15 protein-coding genes and 1 pseudogene are annotated in these 17,735 nt (G+C 60.1%); 9 read left to right on the top strand and 7 right to left on the bottom strand.

Going from position 1 to position 17,735, the window contains the following annotated elements; all coding sequences use genetic code 11:
- Positions 1-34 precede the first annotated feature (34 nt).
- The 3 genes from GRH90_RS08790 (at position 35) to GRH90_RS08780 (ending at position 2,254) form a co-directional block, all read left to right on the top strand.
- Positions 35-1,021 carry a Gfo/Idh/MocA family protein gene (locus GRH90_RS08790; RefSeq protein WP_162365567.1) on the top strand — a complete coding sequence of 329 codons (987 nt, stop codon included), beginning with the start codon at positions 35-37 and terminating at the stop codon, positions 1,019-1,021.
- Positions 1,021-1,503: a GNAT family N-acetyltransferase gene (locus tag GRH90_RS08785; protein ID WP_162365566.1), complete on the top strand. Its 483-nt coding sequence runs from the start codon at positions 1,021-1,023 to the stop codon at positions 1,501-1,503. The genes GRH90_RS08790 and GRH90_RS08785 overlap by 1 nt, the downstream gene beginning before the upstream one ends.
- Positions 1,504-1,567: 64 nt before the next feature.
- The gene (locus GRH90_RS08780) at positions 1,568-2,254 is read left to right on the top strand and encodes a glutathione S-transferase family protein (RefSeq protein ID WP_162365565.1); all 687 of its coding nucleotides are present in this window, start codon (positions 1,568-1,570) and stop codon (positions 2,252-2,254) included.
- A gap of 358 nt (positions 2,255-2,612) precedes the next feature.
- Here GRH90_RS08780 and pbpG read toward each other — a convergent pair.
- From pbpG to GRH90_RS08745, 7 genes and pseudogenes are all read right to left on the bottom strand, one after another.
- Positions 2,613-3,488 (bottom strand): annotated as a pseudogene (gene pbpG, locus GRH90_RS08775) (D-alanyl-D-alanine endopeptidase); the annotation flags it as partial.
- Between the two features lie 362 nt (positions 3,489-3,850).
- A complete protein-coding gene (locus GRH90_RS08770) occupies positions 3,851-5,047 on the bottom strand; it encodes a multidrug effflux MFS transporter (protein WP_162365563.1) in 1,197 nt (398 codons plus the stop codon).
- Positions 5,048-5,120: 73 nt separating this feature from the next.
- The gene (locus GRH90_RS08765) at positions 5,121-5,588 is read right to left on the bottom strand and encodes a Csu type fimbrial protein (RefSeq protein ID WP_162365562.1); all 468 of its coding nucleotides are present in this window, start codon (positions 5,586-5,588) and stop codon (positions 5,121-5,123) included.
- A gap of 2 nt (positions 5,589-5,590) precedes the next feature.
- A complete protein-coding gene (locus GRH90_RS08760; RefSeq protein WP_246235946.1) occupies positions 5,591-7,969 on the bottom strand; it encodes a fimbria/pilus outer membrane usher protein in 2,379 nt (792 codons plus the stop codon).
- Positions 7,966-8,691, bottom strand: a complete 726-nt coding sequence (locus tag GRH90_RS08755) for a fimbrial biogenesis chaperone (protein ID WP_162365561.1) — start codon at positions 8,689-8,691, stop codon at positions 7,966-7,968. Before GRH90_RS08755 ends, GRH90_RS08760 begins: the two co-directional genes overlap by 4 nt.
- A gap of 16 nt (positions 8,692-8,707) precedes the next feature.
- On the bottom strand, positions 8,708-9,217 hold the full coding sequence (locus GRH90_RS08750; protein WP_162365560.1) for a Csu type fimbrial protein: 510 nt from the start codon (positions 9,215-9,217) through the stop codon (positions 8,708-8,710).
- Between the two features lie 475 nt (positions 9,218-9,692).
- A complete protein-coding gene (locus tag GRH90_RS08745; RefSeq protein WP_162365559.1) occupies positions 9,693-10,850 on the bottom strand; it encodes a helix-turn-helix domain-containing protein in 1,158 nt (385 codons plus the stop codon).
- Between the two features lie 712 nt (positions 10,851-11,562).
- Here GRH90_RS08745 and GRH90_RS08740 point away from each other — a divergent pair.
- The 6 genes from GRH90_RS08740 to GRH90_RS08715 all read left to right on the top strand — a co-directional run bounded on the left by GRH90_RS08740 (position 11,563) and on the right by GRH90_RS08715 (position 17,734).
- The gene (locus GRH90_RS08740) at positions 11,563-12,837 is read left to right on the top strand and encodes an HlyD family secretion protein (protein ID WP_162365558.1); all 1,275 of its coding nucleotides are present in this window, start codon (positions 11,563-11,565) and stop codon (positions 12,835-12,837) included.
- Positions 12,834-14,402 (top strand): DHA2 family efflux MFS transporter permease subunit, encoded by a 1,569-nt coding sequence (locus GRH90_RS08735; RefSeq protein WP_162365557.1) that lies wholly within the window; start codon positions 12,834-12,836, stop codon positions 14,400-14,402. Before GRH90_RS08740 ends, GRH90_RS08735 begins: the two co-directional genes overlap by 4 nt.
- A 1-nt stretch (position 14,403) precedes the next feature.
- The gene (locus GRH90_RS08730; RefSeq protein WP_162365556.1) at positions 14,404-16,014 is read left to right on the top strand and encodes an efflux transporter outer membrane subunit; all 1,611 of its coding nucleotides are present in this window, start codon (positions 14,404-14,406) and stop codon (positions 16,012-16,014) included.
- A gap of 109 nt (positions 16,015-16,123) precedes the next feature.
- Complete coding sequence (locus GRH90_RS08725; RefSeq protein ID WP_162365555.1) at positions 16,124-16,411, top strand: YjcB family protein; 288 nt, start codon at positions 16,124-16,126, stop codon at positions 16,409-16,411.
- Positions 16,412-16,693: 282 nt separating this feature from the next.
- Positions 16,694-17,158 (top strand): nuclear transport factor 2 family protein, encoded by a 465-nt coding sequence (locus GRH90_RS08720; protein WP_218586231.1) that lies wholly within the window; start codon positions 16,694-16,696, stop codon positions 17,156-17,158.
- A 15-nt stretch (positions 17,159-17,173) separates the two neighbouring features.
- Positions 17,174-17,734 (top strand): TetR/AcrR family transcriptional regulator, encoded by a 561-nt coding sequence (locus GRH90_RS08715; protein ID WP_162365553.1) that lies wholly within the window; start codon positions 17,174-17,176, stop codon positions 17,732-17,734.
- Position 17,735 lies beyond the last annotated feature (1 nt).

Raw genomic sequence — 17,735 nt, 5'->3', positions numbered from 1 at the left:
GGTTCTTCTTTTTCAACAAGGCACCGACTCTTTTATGAAATATGTCATCGTTGGTACAGGCAACATCAGCCACACCTACCTCAAGGCGCTGCGGGCATTGCCGGCAAGTGAAGCGGTGGGATTTATTTCCCGCGGCAAAACCCCGGGCGAGGCCGAAGGCCACCTGCCTTGCTGGCCGTCCCTGGCGGCGGTCGACCGGCCGTTTGACGCGGTAATCGTCACCACGCCCAACGGGCTGCATCACCAAAGCGCCATCGAGGCCGCGGGCCTGGGCAAGCATGTGCTGGTGGAAAAACCGTTGGATATCAGCCAGGCCGCCATGGACGATATGATAGATGCCGCCGCCCGGCACCAGGTCATCCTGGCCGTAAGTTACCAGCGTCGAACCAATCCGGATAACCAGGCGGTTAAACAACTGCTTGGGCGGCAGGCGTTCGGCCGGGTTTATTCCGCCGACCTGAGCTGCCGATTCTGGCGCGACCAGGCCTATTACGACAGCGCCCCCTATCGCGGCGGCTACGCCATCGACGGCGGCGGCGTCTTTATGCAGCAGGCCAGCCATAATATCGATAATTATATTTGGCTGTTCGGCATGCCGGAACGGGTACAGGGAGAGCTGGACACCTTTGCCCACCGGATGGAAGCGGAGGATCACGGCGCGGTGGTGCTGCGCCATGCCGACGGCATGATCGGCACCATAGTCGCCTCCACCTGCGCCCCGCCGGGATATCCTCCCCGCCTGGAGGTCAGCTGTGAAAAAGGGACCTTCACCCTGCTTAACGACCGTATCAGCGAATGGCATATCGCCGGTATCGACAATCCGGCGACGCGGGTGGAACCGGCGCCCGATGACGGCGCCAGCAGCCCCGCCATAACGGATTCCTCCCGGCATGAAGCGGTTATCGAGGATTTCGAGCGGGCGGTGGCGCAGGACGGCACGCCGCTGGCGGAGGGTAACGACGCCCGGCGCGCCACCGACCTTATCCTGCGCATTTACCGATGTCGCGCGGGGAGCCGTTGATGTTTCAGCTCAGGGCGGCCCGTATTGATGAGTTGGCTAAACTCACCGAGCTCTGTTTGCAGTCAACGGCGTTATTAGGCTACGACGACGCGCTGCGGCACGCCTGCCGTGAACGGCTGACCTTCCGCCCGGCGGATATGGAAAACTCGCTGATTTGCGTCGCCGCAGCCGATAACGCTTTGCTAGGGGCCGCACAGCTGCTGCTTCACGATGAAATCGCTTTCCTCGAACGACTGTTCGTCGCGCCGGCGAACGCCAAGACCGGCATCGGCAAGACGTTATTCGGCTGGTCGATCAATACCGCCCACCGGGCCGGCGCCGAACGTTTGTTGATTGATTGCCATCCCCTTGCCGCCGGATTTTACCAACGCATGGGCGCGCGCGCGGCGGACACGGCCGACCCGGGCCCGGTTCCCGGCGGCCACGGCACGCCGCGTTTCCGGATTACCCTGACGCGCTGCCGGGCCGCCGACAAGGGTTAAGACGCGTTGCGCCGAGCGTTCGGCGACGCGAATCATCACCCAGACAGCAACGGAGTATTCAATCTTGTATCAACTGCATATCGCCAACAAAAATTACTCGTCCTGGTCACTGCGCCCCTGGGTATTGATGAAGGCGCTGGAAATTCCTTTTGATGAAGCGCTGCATGCGTTCCAGTCGGGCGACAATCATGACCTGTTCCAGCATTTTTCGCCGTCCGGCCGGGTGCCGGCGCTGTATGACGGCACGACCGTGGTATGGGATTCGTTAGCCATAACCGAATACCTGGCGGATACCCACGCCGGGGTCTGGCCGGAGGAACGCCAGGCCAGGGCCTGGGCGCGCTGCGCGGCGGCGGAGATGCATTCCGGCTTCGCCACGCTGCGCAACCTGTGCCCGATGAACTGCGGCGTGCGGGTGCGCTTGCGGACGTTGCCCGAGGCGCTGCGCGACGATCTGACGCGCCTGGATGCCTTGTGGCGGCAGGGCCTTTCCCGTTTCGGCGGCCCATTCCTGGCCGGTCCGGTCTTTAGCGCCGCGGACGCGTTTTTTGCCCCGGTGGTATTCCGGGTCCAGACCTACGGCCTGCCGCTGTCGGACGCCGCGCGGCAGTGGTGCGGGACCATGCTGGCGCAGCCGGCGCTGCGGGAGTGGTATCAGGCGGCGCTGGCCGAGAAATGGCGTGAAGATTCACATGAGCAAGAAGCGGTAAGCCAGGGAGAGATTATCGAGGATTTGCGCGGCCGGGCATAATAGCCGGCCGCGGCGGGATTTAATCGACCTGTTTTTCCCGATCGCCGGCGCTGTTTTTCGCCGTTTGTCCTGACGGGTGGGCTTTGGACTTTTTGTATGCCGTCTGGCCCGGCTTGGCGGCTTTGGCTTTTTTATAGGCGGTCTGGCCGGGCTTGACCTTCCTGGCAGCGGTGGCCTGGGCGGCCCTGGCGGTCTTGACGGCGGCCGCCTGGCCGGGTTTGCCGCTGCGGGTCTTTTTATACGCCGTCTGGCCCGCCGCATGGCTTTTAAGCTTATTATTATTGGCCCGGGCGGCGCGATGCGCGGCGGGTTTATACGCCGAGCGGATGGAAAGCAGCGCGGGAGCGGCCGGGAACACCGCCGACGGCAGCGGGGAGGCCTGGCCGGTCTCAAGCCAATTGCGAATGCGCCCGGCGTCGGCAAAATGGGTATATTTACCGTAGGCGTCCAATACCACCAATCCCACCGGCCGATGATTAATTACCGTGCGCATCACCAGGCAATGCCCCGCCGGGTTGGTAAACCCGGTCTTGGTCAGCTGGATAGTCCAGTCCGGGCGATAAACCAAATGGTTGGTGTTACGGAACGGCAGGGTGTAAGGCGGGTTGCTGAAGGTCGCCATGGTTTCGTGGGTGGTGCTCAGCTCGGTAAGCAACGGATACTGCTGGCTGTCGATCAGTAATTTGGATAAATCGCGCGCCGTCGAGACGTTATTAAACGACAGGCCGGTGGGCTCGACGTAATGGGTATTCATCATGCCCAGGGACCGCGCCTTGGCATTCATGGCGGCAATAAAGGCCGGATAACCGCCGGGATAATGGTGCGCCAGGCTGGCGGCGGCGCGGTTTTCCGAGGACATCAGGGCCAGCAGCAGCATATTGCGCCGGCTGATTTCGCTGCCCACCCGCACGCGTGAAAATACGCCCCTTAATTCCGGCGTTTCATGGATATCCACCGAAATAATCTCATCCAGCGGCTGTTTGGCGTCTAATACCACGATGGCGGTCATCAGCTTCGACAGCGAGGCAATAGGCATGACTTTATCGGCATTGGATGAATACAGCAGATGATTGTCCGTCATATCAAAGACAATAGCGCTGCCGGAGGCAATCACCAGAGGCGATACCAAGGGCGTCGTCTGTGCGTCGACGGCGGCGCGTGCATCATTAATCATCACATTCGTAAGCGTAAAAAGTGACACGCCGAAACAAGCGACACGAAACAAAGATAACATTATCCAGTACCTGAAAAATACCGCGGGACCGCGGTTGATGACGACATAGTATATCCGATTCTCCACAAACGAAAATCGCTAAAAGCCTGTATTTTTTTGTCACTAAAAAAGGCGGCGTATTTATTGACAAATATCCGCGTGGCGCCGCATCAATCTGTGGGTTATTTCGGCAGGGTTAATCTATTAGTAACCTATTAATGAATAACAAAAACGCAATATTTGACGCATTCGTCTGCGAATTTTGCTTAAAAAATGATACCCGGACGAGAGCATCGGCCGGGTATTTTTGCGGCGGGCGTATTTAATAAATCTTTTTCGCCAATATATTTTTTCCGCCCCCGCCCGGGAATGTGGTTAAACACTCAGGCGGCGGCGCTAAGCGCTTTTTTATTCACCATCACCAGGAAAAGCACGATGGCGATGATATAACAGCCCCAGATAGTCAGGCCCATGGTCACCACCGAGGTGCCGCCGATGCCGGTAAAGGGGACGCTTATCGCCCCGAGCGCGAACATCGCCACGCCAATCATGGCGGAGGCGCTGCCGGCATTTTTGCCCTGGGTCTGCATGGCCAGCGACGACGCCAGGGTGCCGATCAGGCCGTTAATCATCACCGAAAAGAACAGGGCCGCCAGGATAAACGGCAGCGGCGAACCGAGCAGGCCGCACAGCAGCAAGGCGCTGGAGGCGGTCCCCGCCACGCCCAGCCCAAAGGCCAGCACCCGGTATTCGCCTAACCTGGCGCTGGTGCGGGCGGCAATCTGCGAGGCGGCAATCAGGCCCAGGCCGTTGATGGCGAAACAAAAGCTAAAGCCCTGCGGGCTGAGACCGTAGAGCTGCTGCAAGACAAAGGGCGAGGCGCCGATATAGGCAAACATCCCCGCCATGCTAAAACCCTGCGTCAGGCATAACCCCATAAACTGCCGTTGCACCAGCAGCCCGCCCAGGCCGCCGAACACGCTGAGCAGCGAGGCCTGGCTTCTGCGGGCGGGCGGCAGGGTTTCTTTTAACCGCCAGGCGCATACCGCCAGCAGCAGCAGCGCAATCGCCGCCAGCACGATAAACAACCCGCGCCAGTCCAGCCAGGCCAGCAGCGCGCCGCCGAGGACCGGGGCGCCGATGGGCGCCACCCCGTTGACCAGCATCAGCACGGAGAAAAATTTGGTCAGCGCGTGTCCGCTGTAGAGATCCCGGGCCACCGCCCGCGACAGAACCGCGCCGCCCGCGCCTGCCAGGCCCTGTATTAACCGGGCCGCCAGCAGTTGGCCGATATTTTGCGCCAACGCGCAGGCGATGGAGGCCAGCAGCAGCAGCATCAGCGAAAACAGCAATGGCTTCATGCGCCCCAGCTTATCGCTGAGCGGGCCAAAAAACAGTTGGCCGACCCCCAGGCCGAGCAGGCCGGCGGTAAGGCTCAACTGCGCGGTGGCGGTGCTGGTGGACAAGGAGCCGGCCAGTTCCGGCAGTGCGGGTAGGTAAAAATCGGTACATAAGGGGCCGAGCGCGGCCAGTGAGCCAAGTACCAGGGCAAAGCTAAGCTGTTTTTGTGCAGAGGTCATGAAAATGGATATCCTTATTCCGCGAGACATCATCGGCCAGGCGCCGATGGTACGGCGCCGGCCCAGGCGGTTATTAATATAACAGCTGCACGGCGGTATTGGCGATATAGCTACCGGGCGGATCGTCGCGGTCGGCTTTCATTTTAGCGTAAACAGTGTAAGTGCGGGTTACCGTGGCGTTGGCGTCCAGGCTGTAGCCGTCGGTAATTACCCCGCCGCCGCTGTTGCCCCAGACCTGCTGGTAATTGCCGGACGTATAGAGCTGATAATCGGCGCTGTGGCCGCCGGCCGACATTTGCCGCTGCCCCTCCCCCGCCGGACCGTCAAGCAAAATCTGATAGCTGACGTTGGCGGCGGCGGCGCCGCTGCGGCATACCACGGTGATGGTGGCGGTAGTTTGCCGCGTGGCCCCGGCGACGCCCGCCAGCGCGCCGAAATTCAGCGGCGTGGAGGCGATCGTGCAGTCGTAGGCCAGCGCCGGGGCGGCAAACAGGACGATAAGCAAGACGGGCAAGGTACGGTTTGCAGTAGGTGAACGCATGTTCATGCTCCTGTGTTGCAGGTTAACGGCCCGATTTGCGGCAGGACGTTGGCCTGGGGATGATAATCAAAGCTCAGGGTACAGTCGGGCCGGCCGGTGGTTTCGACCTTCAGCTGGTTGTGCTCCGCCAGGTCCTCGAAAAACGTCTGGCCATCGTAGCCCACCATGGCCTGGGCGCCGCTGCCCACCAGGATCGCCACGCTGCCAAGCGGCAAGGGTTTATGCTGCGCGTCCACCAGCAAGAGGGTAGCGCCGCGGCTGCGGCGGATGGGAAAGCGGGCGATGACGCCCGATTGATCGCGCGGCCTGACGGTCATGGCTTCATTGGTCAGGGCGACATCCATCGGCACATCGTTGGGATCAACGGATAGGCGATTGCTTTCGTAGGCGCGCATATCCTCGATAAACATCAGGCCATTGCGGTCGGTCTTGCCCACCGGACGGTTTTCCTGCAGGACGGTGATGCCGGGCAAACCATCGGTGTCCACCAGCGCGAAACTGTTCTCGATGGTATTGGCGGCAAAAACATGGCCGCCGATAGCCGCCAGCGAGCCACGGGCGGAAGCCCGGACCGCGTGGCCGGAGCTGCCCTGCTCAACTTCGGTGCCGATAAGGCCCCAGTCGGCCTTATATTCCAGGCCGGCGTTTTGCCGCGACACCGCGCCGTTTTGCGTCGCCAGGCTCCAGCCGATATCGCCATGTTGTACCGCCGACTGCTGCGCCTGCACGGTTTGATAACTGTCGCCGTGGCTGACGCTGGCGCTGGTGCTGATGGTCGAGCGCTTGCCAAAGGGGATGGAGATGCCGACATACAGGCTATTGCCTTTATCATAATCAAAATCATGCAATAGCGTGAGATAGCCGAACGCCGCCAACGCCGGCAGCGGGGCCGAATAGGTGCCCGACAGGGACGAGGTGGCTATGCGCTCGGACTCATAATTATAACTGTTGTAATAGTTCACTAATTTACGCGCATAGACCAGTCCGAAGGAGCCATTGCCGGGGAACACCGGAAAACCAAGGCTGGCGCGCAGGGTAGTGCCCGCGGTGCTGTCGCCATAGGCCGCGGCGATATCGTAAAAGTCGGCGTCGGCCCGCAGCGCGCTGAAACCGTAGCTGAAGGTATGCACGGTATGGGAAAAGCCCAGCCCATATTGTTGTCCTTGCTTTTCGCCATAACGACTGGCGGCCAGCGAACCGGATAACACCCCCAGATCCCTGACCAACAGATCGGCGCCGATCCCGCCCATGACCAGTTTTTGCGTGGCTTCCAGATGGGTTTCCAGCGTTACCGCCGGCCATACGCCCCGCCGGTAGCTTGCCGAGGCGGCGCCGCCGGTATAATCGGCGGATCGGCTGGCATAACCGCGGCGCACCGAACCGGCCTCCACCGACAAGGATTCCAGTCCCTGGCGGAGCATGGAACTGCTGGCATAAAAAGGCAAGGTCTGGGTGGTCTGCCGGCCGTTGGCGTCCTTGACCACCATGGAGACATCGCCGCCGCCGGTGGTCACCGGCAGCGAGGTGATGTCAAACGGCCCGGCGTCCACCTGGCGGGTCATCTGGTGCAGGCCGTTGACATAGATATCCACCGACGAGGGCACCGCCACCTCGCCGCTGATCCCCGGACGGGGAAAGGTCACCAGGTCGGGCCGCAGGCCGAAATTGGTGGTCATCTGCACGCCGCCCATGCGCACCGGCCGGGTCCAGTCCAGGCCGCCGCTGATATAGTCGCCGGTATTCCAGGTGCGCAGGGTGGATATATCGGACCGGCTATAGGTACTTTCCAGCCGTACCGTGCGGTCGAGGTAGGGGTTATGGGTTTGGATGGCGCTATTGGTCAGTACGCCGCTATCGCCGAACAGCCGCAGGTCGCCGAGCAGGCTGCTGCTGTCCTGGCCGTTGTAATCGGTGACCTGCGCATCATAATTCAGTACCGCGCCCCGGTCGCTGTGCGGCGCGACATCGCCCGCGGACATCACGTCCGAGCTAAACTGCTGCGCAATCTGATCGCCGGACGGCACCTGAATAAACAGCGTTTGGGTATTCTCATCCAGCCGCCAGGTCCAGCCCTTGATGCTGCTTAAGGCAATCAGCCCCCCGCCGGTATCGGTATAGGGCCCGTTGAGGATCAGCCCCGAGGCGGTAATCTGCTCACGGGTTAACAGCAGCGCGCCCTGCCGTCCGGCGATCTCCTGGATATTATCGTGGTTGCGGCCGTTGACCACCACGTTGAGCAACAGGCTTTGCCCGGCGTCCGGCGCCGTTGCCGGTAACGGTGCGGTTGCGGTTGCCGTTTCCGCGCCCGATGCCATTAACGGCCACAGCAGCGCCAGGATCAGCACCTGGCCCGGCAGCCGGCGACGCCCGGGGGCTGTCAATGACCAGGGCCGACATTGACCCATTGATCCGATTTATTCTGCGTGTTGGCGTTTTGCACATGGATCCTGGATCCCGTGGTCAACAGGTGCCTGGGATCGCTGATAAGCCAATGTTGTTGATTGCCCGCCAGGATATAAGGCATGCCGGGGCCGGTGAGTTTTAAACGCTCGCCGCTCACGGTGGTGGCGCTCAGGTTGGATAACATGCTGTGCTTCAGGCCCTGGTTTACCGCCACCAGCATCATGCCTTCACCCTGGCGCTCGATGCGCCACTGTACGTCCGGACTGGCCGGCTGGGTACTGAGCGAAAAAACCGGCACGGTAAAGCGTATCGCCAACTGCACTTTGGCAACGCCGCGCTCCGGAATCTGGTCAAAAATAATGCGATAGGCCTCTTCGCCCTTGGCCGCCGGTTCACGCAGCAACACCCGCACGGTCTGGGATTTGCCGGCGGGGATGGTGGCGAATGGCGGGCTGACCGACAGCTTATTGGTGCTGACGAAGGTGTCGTTATTGCCTTGTTGAATCCAGCTGTAGCCACGGATCTGTATTACGCTCGGGGTGTCGGCGTTATTGGTCAGGGTAAAGCTGGCGGAGCGGTGAACGGAGGACAGATCCTGACGGATGGGGACGATAGCCAATGCCTGCGCAAAGACCTGGGGTACGATGACCCACAGGCCCGCCAGCATAAGCGCCCGGATAAAATTAACGTAACGGGGCATAGGGGCTGATCTTATATTAGTAGGTAACGGTCACGGCTACGGTATCGGTATAGTCACCGACCACCGAGGAGAGCTGGTTGGCGGCGATTTCACCATACACGGTGATATTCTGCTCATCGCCGTTGCCGGTGCCCGCGACGGTATCGGTGCCTGAAGTGTTACCCCAGGTAGTGGTATGGGCTGCATCCGAGTATAAACCGTAGTTCAGTACCGAGCCGGCCACGGAACCGGTCATGACGCGCAACGCGGTGGTGGCGCCGGTGCCGGTGCCCGCGCCCAGCGCTACCACGTAAGGCGCGTCGTTAGTACAGGTCAGCGACAGGGTCGCGGTGGTATCCACTACGGCGGTACCGGTATAGGCCGGGAACGCCAATGCGGTGGTGGAAATAGTGCAGGCTGATTCTACCGCGGCGGTAACCGCAATATTAGTCGAGGCGGTACCGGCCGCGAAAGCGGGGGAAATAACGGTGGCGCCGAGGCATAAAAGTGACAAAGCACCGACTTTAAAAAGACGTTTGCTGGACATAGTATTTCCTTGAAAGATGCGATTTGCGATTTGAATGGATTTGGCTTATTAAACCGGCCATTTCTCGCGGTTATTTTAACCGAAAAAGGTGAGACAAGGTAATGTATACCGTCGCAAATCCGGACGGAATACCTGCATTAACGGCCAAAGCCATAATATCCGGCTCACGCGCTGAAGGATGATTACCGACTTTGCAGGGTTAATCTTGGGATAAGGATGCCTTTTGGTCGACATTTGAATATATCTCAGCAGTAGCATATATTTTAATCAAGGTTAATTTATTTAAAGTATAATTACCATATAAGTATAAATATATTCTCTTTATTCCCCCATTAAATCCTGCCATGGTTCCCAGCCCATTGATTAAATTAACTTGCCATTGGCATAAAAACCACCTTATCAATATGATTTATAATGGAAAACGTTGAATTCACCCATGATTTGTTCATTAAAATAATGCGTATCCGGGCCATGTTCAACGGCCGGAATGGGAAGCGGCGTCGCACTGTAATTCCTGCAGCCAGGGCGGGATGGCGCGGCCGTTAAACAGGGCGGCATATAAGGGATGGTCAAGCGACGGCCTTGCCTCGCGCGGTTGCGTGCGATATTGATGAGGAGTGATTTTGAAAAATTTGCGAAACATGCGCGCCAACTGCTGGCCGTCGTGCAACCCGCCGCGCCGGGCGATCTTGTCAATGGGTAAATCGGTGTCAATCAATGCCTGGCGCGCTAATTCCAACCGCAGCAACAGCAAAAAAAGATACGGCGAATAGCCCACCTCCAGTGTGAAATGGCGACGAAGGCTGCGCTCGCTCATGGCTAAAAACCGCGCCGAACGGTCCATGCTCAAATCTTCATCAATATGCGCCAGCCACCAGAGCGTCACCCGGTGCGAGATAGTGTCATGGCGGGTAAAAACCCTGGCCATAACCGGCGTAGTGTCGAGTTGTAAAGCCTGTTCGCCCCCTTGTGCGGGCCGGTTCGGCGGTAACGGTTCTTTTAACAGCAGCAGCGCCAGCTCACGCAAATCAATATGTTCGCTGGTGGTCAGAATATTGCCGTCGATTTGCAGCGCCGCCGGCACGTTGACGCTGACCAGCGGATAGTGTTCGGCGAGATACGGCGCCAGCGCGGAATGGGTCGTCGCCTGGCGGTGATTCAATAGCCCGGCCGCCGCCATGCGCAACGCGCCGGAACCCAGCGCGACAATCTGTTTGGCGCCGGGGCATACCGCCTGCAGCCAGCGGGACAATAAGGGGTTGGGCGCGGCGGCGGCGGCCCGGGTGCCATGGGCAACGATCAGCAAATCGGTCTCGACCGGCACCGGTCCGCGCATGGTAAGGGTTTCCGCGTGGATCATCCGGCTGGCCGGCGAGGATATCCGCCCGCCCACCGATGAATAGATTTGCGTCACGAATTGTACTTTCTGCCCGCCATGCTGCACGGCGAAGTCATTAAGCGCCGCCAGCATCTCCAGCAGCTTAATTATTTCGCCAAGAAAGCAGCCGGGATAGGTGAGGATAATAATTCTTCGCACCTGCCCGCGGCCGGGCAGTGCCGTTGGCGCGCCGGCGCGGTTATCATCACCAACGGGAGCAACGGCGGCAACAGCGAGCATGGCAGTTTTGGTCATGATAAAAGGGTATCCCGCAGGCGGCGTTATCTCTATAACAATAAAGTCCGGCAGATAAATAAATGCAGCCGACGCCGCGCGTAAAATAGAGTGTTTTTTTGAAAATCTTTTGCATAAATGAAATAAAAATTCATTAAGAAGTTATTTTGTGCTATAGAAAATAAACCGAACGTGAATTACACAATCGTGATAATCGGGTATATTTTTTTGTATTTTTCCAGCATTATCTTTCATGATAATCCCAATTAATATGTGCTAATATTACCTTAAATGCAATTAATTTATGATACAAACCAGACTGGCAGAGTATCATTGACTCTAAACGTCGTGTAATTGATATTTTTTTGCTGTCATTATTAAACCGATAAGTAGAATCCTAAACCTGTCTTCACCCTCTGCCCTCCTCCCAACGTTTTATCTGTAATCAACCGCCGCTTTCGACGCTACCCACCCTCCCGGGCGGCATGGCATAAGCCGCTGACATAAATTTTAACTCTTTTTTTACCCTTTACCCGCACGGTGGCGGCCGGCGGCATCCCAGGCACGGCAACGCTTTGTTTTAGCGGCTATAAAAAACCAACGGAACGCGCCGCGCCGGTTTGGCGCGTTCCGCCTCGTCTTTTTTTCCCTTTGCTATAATCGCTTGAACAACAAAACCATCCCCCGTTTCTCACCGGCGCAGCGTTTCGCTGCCGATATCTTGATGAGGCCTATGGACAGCAATAACAATAGCGAATCAGATGACGCGTTGCCTAAGCGCGCGACCGGCCGCGGCGATGACCAGGAATCAGACTCCCGCCAGGCAAACCGGCGGCAGGCGGGCAACGGCGGCGCCCCGCCGCCCCCAGGGAAGCGGGTTGAGGATAATCACCGCCGGGATGGCGGCCGGGCGCCGGATAACGACGACGCAGACAACGGCGACGGCGGCGGCGAGGAAAATCCCCCGCGCAAACGCCCCGGCAAAAAGCCGCTGATTATCCTTGGGATCGTGGCATTGGTCCTGCTTGCGGTCGGGCTGTTTTATTGGCTGACCACCCGCAACCAGGAAACCACCGATGACGCCTTTACCGACAGCGATGCGGTCACCGTGGCGCCGAAAGTCGCCGGTTATGTGGTGAACCTGGCGGTCAAGGATAACCAGCGGGTACATAAAGGAGATCTGTTGCTGCAGATCGACGCGCGGGATTATAAAGCCCAGCACGATCGGGCTCTGGCCCAGTTAGGGCTGGCCGAGGCCCAGCTTCACCAGGCCGTGGCGCAGCTGGCGCTGGCCAAAGTGCAGTATCCGGCCCAACTGGCCCAGGCCCAGGCCCAGCAGGCCAGGGCCGACGCCAACCTGCAAAACGCCGAGGCGGAATTCCGCCGCCAGCGCGGCGTGGATCCCCGCGCCACCTCACAGCAAAATATCGACAGCGCCAGCGCCCAGGTGCGCGCCGCCCGCGCGGATGCCGCCAGCGCCCGCGCCCAGGTGGAGGTGGCCGCGCAGGTCAGCTTGCAAATCAACCAGGCCGAGTCCCAGGTTGAAGCCCGGCGGCAACAGGTCGGGCAGGCAAAAACCCAATTGGAGACCGCCGATCTTAATCTTTCCTATACCGAGGTGCGGGCGCCGTTCGACGGCTATGTCACCCGGCGCAACGTCCAGCCCGGCATGCTGGTGCAGGCGGGCAGCGCGCTGTTTTCGCTGGTCTCGCCCGATATCTGGGTAATGGCCAACTTTAAGGAATCGCAACTGGAACGCATGCGCCCCGGCAACAAGGTGGAGATTACCGTCGATGCGTTCCCCGATATGAAGCTGAGCGGCCATGTGGACAGCGTGCAGCAAGGCACCGGTTCCCGTTTCTCGGCGTTTCCGGCGGAAAACGCCACCGGCAACTTCGTCAAGATTGTACAACGCGTGCCGGTGAAGATTGTTATCGACAGCGGTCTTGACGCCAATACTCCCCTGCCCCTGGGACTCTCGGTGGCGCCGAAGGTACTGCTGGAATGAGCGGCGGGCGCGACTGGCGGCCGGCCGGCAATCCCTGGCTGGTGGCGGTGGTGGTGACGCTGGCGGTATTTATGGAAATCCTCGATACCACCATTGTCAACGTAGCCCTGCCGCATGTCGCCGGCACGCTGTCGTCCAGTTATGATGAATCCACCTGGGTATTGACCTCCTATCTGGTGGCGAACGGCATCGTATTGCCCATTTCGGCCTTCCTCAGCCGGGCGTTCGGCCGCAAGCAATATTTCCTGCTGTGCATCCTGATGTTTACCCTGTGCTCGTTCCTGTGCGGCATAGCCACTGAACTGTGGCAGATGATCCTGTTCCGGGTGCTGCAGGGATTTTTCGGCGGCGGACTGCAGCCGGTCCAGCAATCGGTGCTGCTGGACTATTTCAAGCCGGAGGATCGCGGCAAGGCGTTCGGCCTGTCCTCCATCGCCATTATCGTGGCGCCGGTGATCGGCCCGACGCTCGGCGGCTGGATTACCGATAACTACAGCTGGCGCTGGGTATTCCTGATCAATATTCCCATCGGCGTGCTGACCCTGCTGGCCATTTACCAGTTATTGGAGGATCCGCCGTGGGAGCGCAAGGTCAAGGGTAAAAAACTCAGCATCGACTTTACCGGCATCGGCCTGATAGCGCTGGGACTGGGCTGCCTGCAGGTGATGCTGGATCGCGGCGAGGACGACGACTGGTTCACCTCCGGTTTTATCCGGCTGTTCGCGGTGCTCACGGTGGTCGGCATCGTAGGCGCGGTATATTGGCTGCTGTATGCCAAAAAACCGGTGGTGGATTTACGCTGCCTGAAGGATGGTAATTTTGCGGTTGCCAGCCTGCTGATGGCCGGCATGGCGATGATCCTCTACGGCAGTTCAGTGGTGATGCCGCAGTTGGCGCAGCAGGAATTAGGTTATACCGCCACCCTGTCCGGGCTGGTATTGTCGCCGGGCGCCATCCTGATTGTGCTGTCGATCCCGCTGGTGTTAAAGCTGATGCCGATCGTGCAGACCCGCTGGCTGGTGGCCTTTGGTTTCCTGCTGCTGGCGCTGTCGTTTATCTATTCGCGCCATCTGGTGCCCAACGTGGATTTTAATACCCTGGTGATGATGCGCAGCGCGCAGTCCATCGGGCTGGGTTTCCTGTTTGTCCCCTTGACCACCGTTGCCTACGTCACGCTGGCGCCGCGGCTGAACGCCGACGCCTCGGCGCTGTTTACCATGTTCCGCAACGTGGCGGGGTCGGTGGGTATTTCGCTGTCCACCGCGGCGATCACCGAACGATCCCAGGTCCACAGCGCCGCCATGGTGCATAACATGTCGCCGCTTAACGAGCAGTTTCAACAGACGCTGAACCGCACCGCGGCGGCTATTCGCGATTTTTCCCACCAGATCGGCGATCCGATGCAGCTGGCCACCGGCCAGATGTATCAACAGATGATTTCGCAATCACGGATCCTGGCGTATATCGACGTTTTTTCCCTGTGCGCGGTGGTGGCCTTTATCCTTATACCTTTATGTCTGTTGCTGTCGCCGGTCAAAAGCGAAGGCAACGCGGGAGCACATTGATATGCCGGCTTGTTTACTGGCCGCCCGGCGGCGGCATCGCTTACTGGTATGGCGTTTCAGCCTCGGCGTCTTGCCGCTCGCCCTGGCCGCCTGCGCGGTGGGACCGGATTACCAGCCGCCCCGTCCCGCCACACCGGCCGCGTTTGCGCAGGCCGGCGGCAAGCCCGGTCCCGGCGCGTCGTCGGTTGCGCTGGCGTCGCAACCGAACCCGGCCTGGTGGCGCAGTTTTAACGATCCGCAGCTCGACGGCCTGATCGAGCGGGCGATAGCCGGTAATCTTACGTTGCAACAGGCGGTGTTGCGTATCGCCGGCGCGCGCGAGCAAACCGTGCAGGCGGGCGCGGCCGGACTGCCTTCGGTCAATGCCAGCGTTAAGGCCACCCGGCAGCAGTTGGGCCTGAAGGGCGAGCTGGACTCGTCCGCGGTCGGCGGCGGCGGCGAGGATACCAACCCGGAGATCGCCTCAGGACTGGATAGCCTGTTCAAGCCGGTAAATCTTTACCAGGGCAGCTTCGACGCCAGTTGGGAAATCGATCTTTGGGGTCGGGTACGGCGCTCGGTCGAGGCGGCGAACGCGCAAACCCAGGCCGCGGTGGAAGGACGCAACGACGCGCTGGTCTCGCTGGAGGCGGAGGTGGCGCGCACCTATCTGCAATTGCGCGGCGCGCAAAGCGTGGCCGCCGCTCTCGAGACGCAGATTGCGGTGGCGCAACAATCGATGGAACTGACGCGCAGCCGACAGCGGAACGGGCTGGCCCCGCAGTATGACGTGGAAAACGCCAACGCCCAGCTTGGCTCGCTGCGGGCGCAGCTGCCGCAGTACGAGGCGCAGCAGCGCCAGGCCATGAACGGGCTGGCGGTGCTGCTGGGCCAGCCTCCCGGCGCCCTGGATGGCGAACTGGCCCAGGCCAGACCGCTGCCGGCCATGCCGGCGGCGGTGCCGGTGGGCATACCCTCGACGCTGGCGCGCCGGCGCCCGGATATACGCCAGGCCGAAGCCAACCTGCACGCCGCCACCGCCAATATCGGCGTCTCGGTGGCGCAGTTGTTTCCCGATGTCTCGCTGACCGGCCAGTTCGGCATGCGCAATACCGACGCGGACTATCTGACGCGCTGGAGCAGTCATTTTTATAGCTTTGGTCCCCAGATCTCCCTGCCGATATTCCAGGGCGGGCGGCTGGTGGCGAGCGTGAAGCTGTCGCGCGTTCAGCAGGCCAACCAGGCGCTCGCCTACCGCCAGACGGTGTTGACCGCCTTGCAGGATGTGGAAAATGCCCTGGTCAGCTACCGCACCGATCGGCAGCGGGTTGACGGCCTGGATCAAACCGCCGCCTCGTTGCAGAATGCCTTCGATCTGGCCAGCGAAAGCTATCGCCAGGGCATCAGTTCCTTTATCAACGTACTGGACGCCCAGCGGCAACTGGCCCAGGCACGGCAGCAGGCGGCCGGTGCGCGGGTGCAAACCGGCACCGACCTGGTATCGTTATATAAAGCGCTGGGCGGCGGCTGGGAGCCTTACCAGAATATTACGCTGCCCGACTACCCGGTTTTCGGTCCGGCCGAGTCGGGCAATACGCCGGTGCAATTGACCAATAAATCGCCAAAATCTTAGACGCAAGCACAAATCGCGCGAAAAATGTGGGTTGCATCACATATTTTTGTAGCGCAATGCAACAAAACGCGAGAAAATTACACCATCTTACAAATGGGAGTGGGTCGCCATGGGTACTCTTACCGCAGGCTTCGTTATGATGCGCTGGGAATTGCTCAGCGCGCTAATGATGTTTTTCGCCAGCACGCTAAATGTCTTTTGCCGCAAAAGCAGCCATAATGCGCTGGCGTTTATCTTTAGCGGCGTCGGCATCAGCATGGCCTGCTGGTTTGTCACCGGCCTGCTGGGCATTACGCTGTCGGTTGAAATGGTCTCCTGGCGTGAAGCCTGGGCCAACCTGAAAGATATCGCGCTGTACGTCCTTTCCCATACGCCGCCGGACTGGCAGGTAAACTGATCGATGCCGGGAGCCAGCTCCCGCCGGGCCGGCGTCATTGGCCCCCCTGCGGGCGGCATGGTTTTGCCGATCCGTTTTTAGCCTGGCCCGCCTTCCGTTCAACCTCGCTTGATCCAGTGGTCGCCGGGCTATTTCCCTCCTTAAGCCATGAGATAAGTCCTGTTGCCTGCCGCTGGCCCTGCCCCAGCGTATTTCGGCGGCCGGAAAAATCGCTTGCCCTGGTTTGTACCGATTGGTACAGTTAGGTCAACCCTGGTCCATTCCCACCCTGATAAGGAGTCCATGATGGCAAACCTGGTCCCTCCCTTTACCCTTGAGACCGCCGCCGCCAAGGTCCGCATGGCGGAAGACGGCTGGAACAGCCGGGATCCACGGCGGGTGTCGCTGGTATATACGCCGGACACGCAATGGCGTAATCGCGCGGAAATCGTCACCGGCCGCGAGGAGGTGGTGGCGTTCCTGACCCGAAAATGGTCCAGGGAACGGGATTATCGGCTGATTAAGGAGCTTTGGGCGTTTACCGGCGCGCGCATCGCGGTGCGCTTTGCCTATGAATGGCACGACGACGGCGGCAACTGGTTTCGGTCCTACGGCAACGAGAACTGGGAGTTCAACGCCGGGGGGTTAATGGCCCGGCGCTTTGCCTGTATCAACGATCTGCCCATCGCCGCCGTAGATCGTAAGTTTCACTGGCCGTCGGGACGTCGTCCCGACGATCATCCCGGCCTGTCCGATTTTGGCCTATAAGCGCGGGATGGCCGGGTGAATCCCCATCAGGCGGAACACGCGGCGCTGATCGCGCAGATTGCCGAGATCTTCCGGCATTGCGGCTATGAAGGCGCCTCCCTGAGCCGCATCACCGAACGGACCGGCCTGGGCAAAGGCAGCCTCTACCACTTTTTCCCCGGCGGCAAGGACGCCATGGCGGCGGCGGCGCTCGCCCAGGTCGACGACTGGTTTCGCCGCCGTATTTTCCAGCCGCTGGAGCGGGATAGCGCGCCCGGCGCCATCAACGGCATGTGGGACGCGGTGGATGAGTATTTCCTTTCCGGTCAGCGCATCTGCCTGATGGGGGCGTTTGCCCTGGACGGCACGCGCGATCGTTTTACCGACGCCATCGGCGCCTATTTCACCCGCTGGATTAGCGCGCTGCAACGCGCGCTGGAGCGGGCCGGCGTCGACGGTCCCGCGGCGGGCGAACTGGCCGAGGATACCGTCGCCGGCATCCAGGGCGCCCTGACGCTTGCCCGCGCCCTGAATGACAACGGACAGTTTGTCCGTAGCGCGCGGCGGCTGCGGGGACGCCTGGCGCGCTATCTTTAGC

It is taken from the genome of Acerihabitans arboris, assembly GCF_010131535.1.
Classification (GTDB): Bacteria; Pseudomonadota; Gammaproteobacteria; order Enterobacterales; family Enterobacteriaceae; genus Acerihabitans; species Acerihabitans arboris.
Note: the sequence above shows the minus strand (reverse complement) of the source record. Positions and strands in the feature narration are given on the sequence as shown.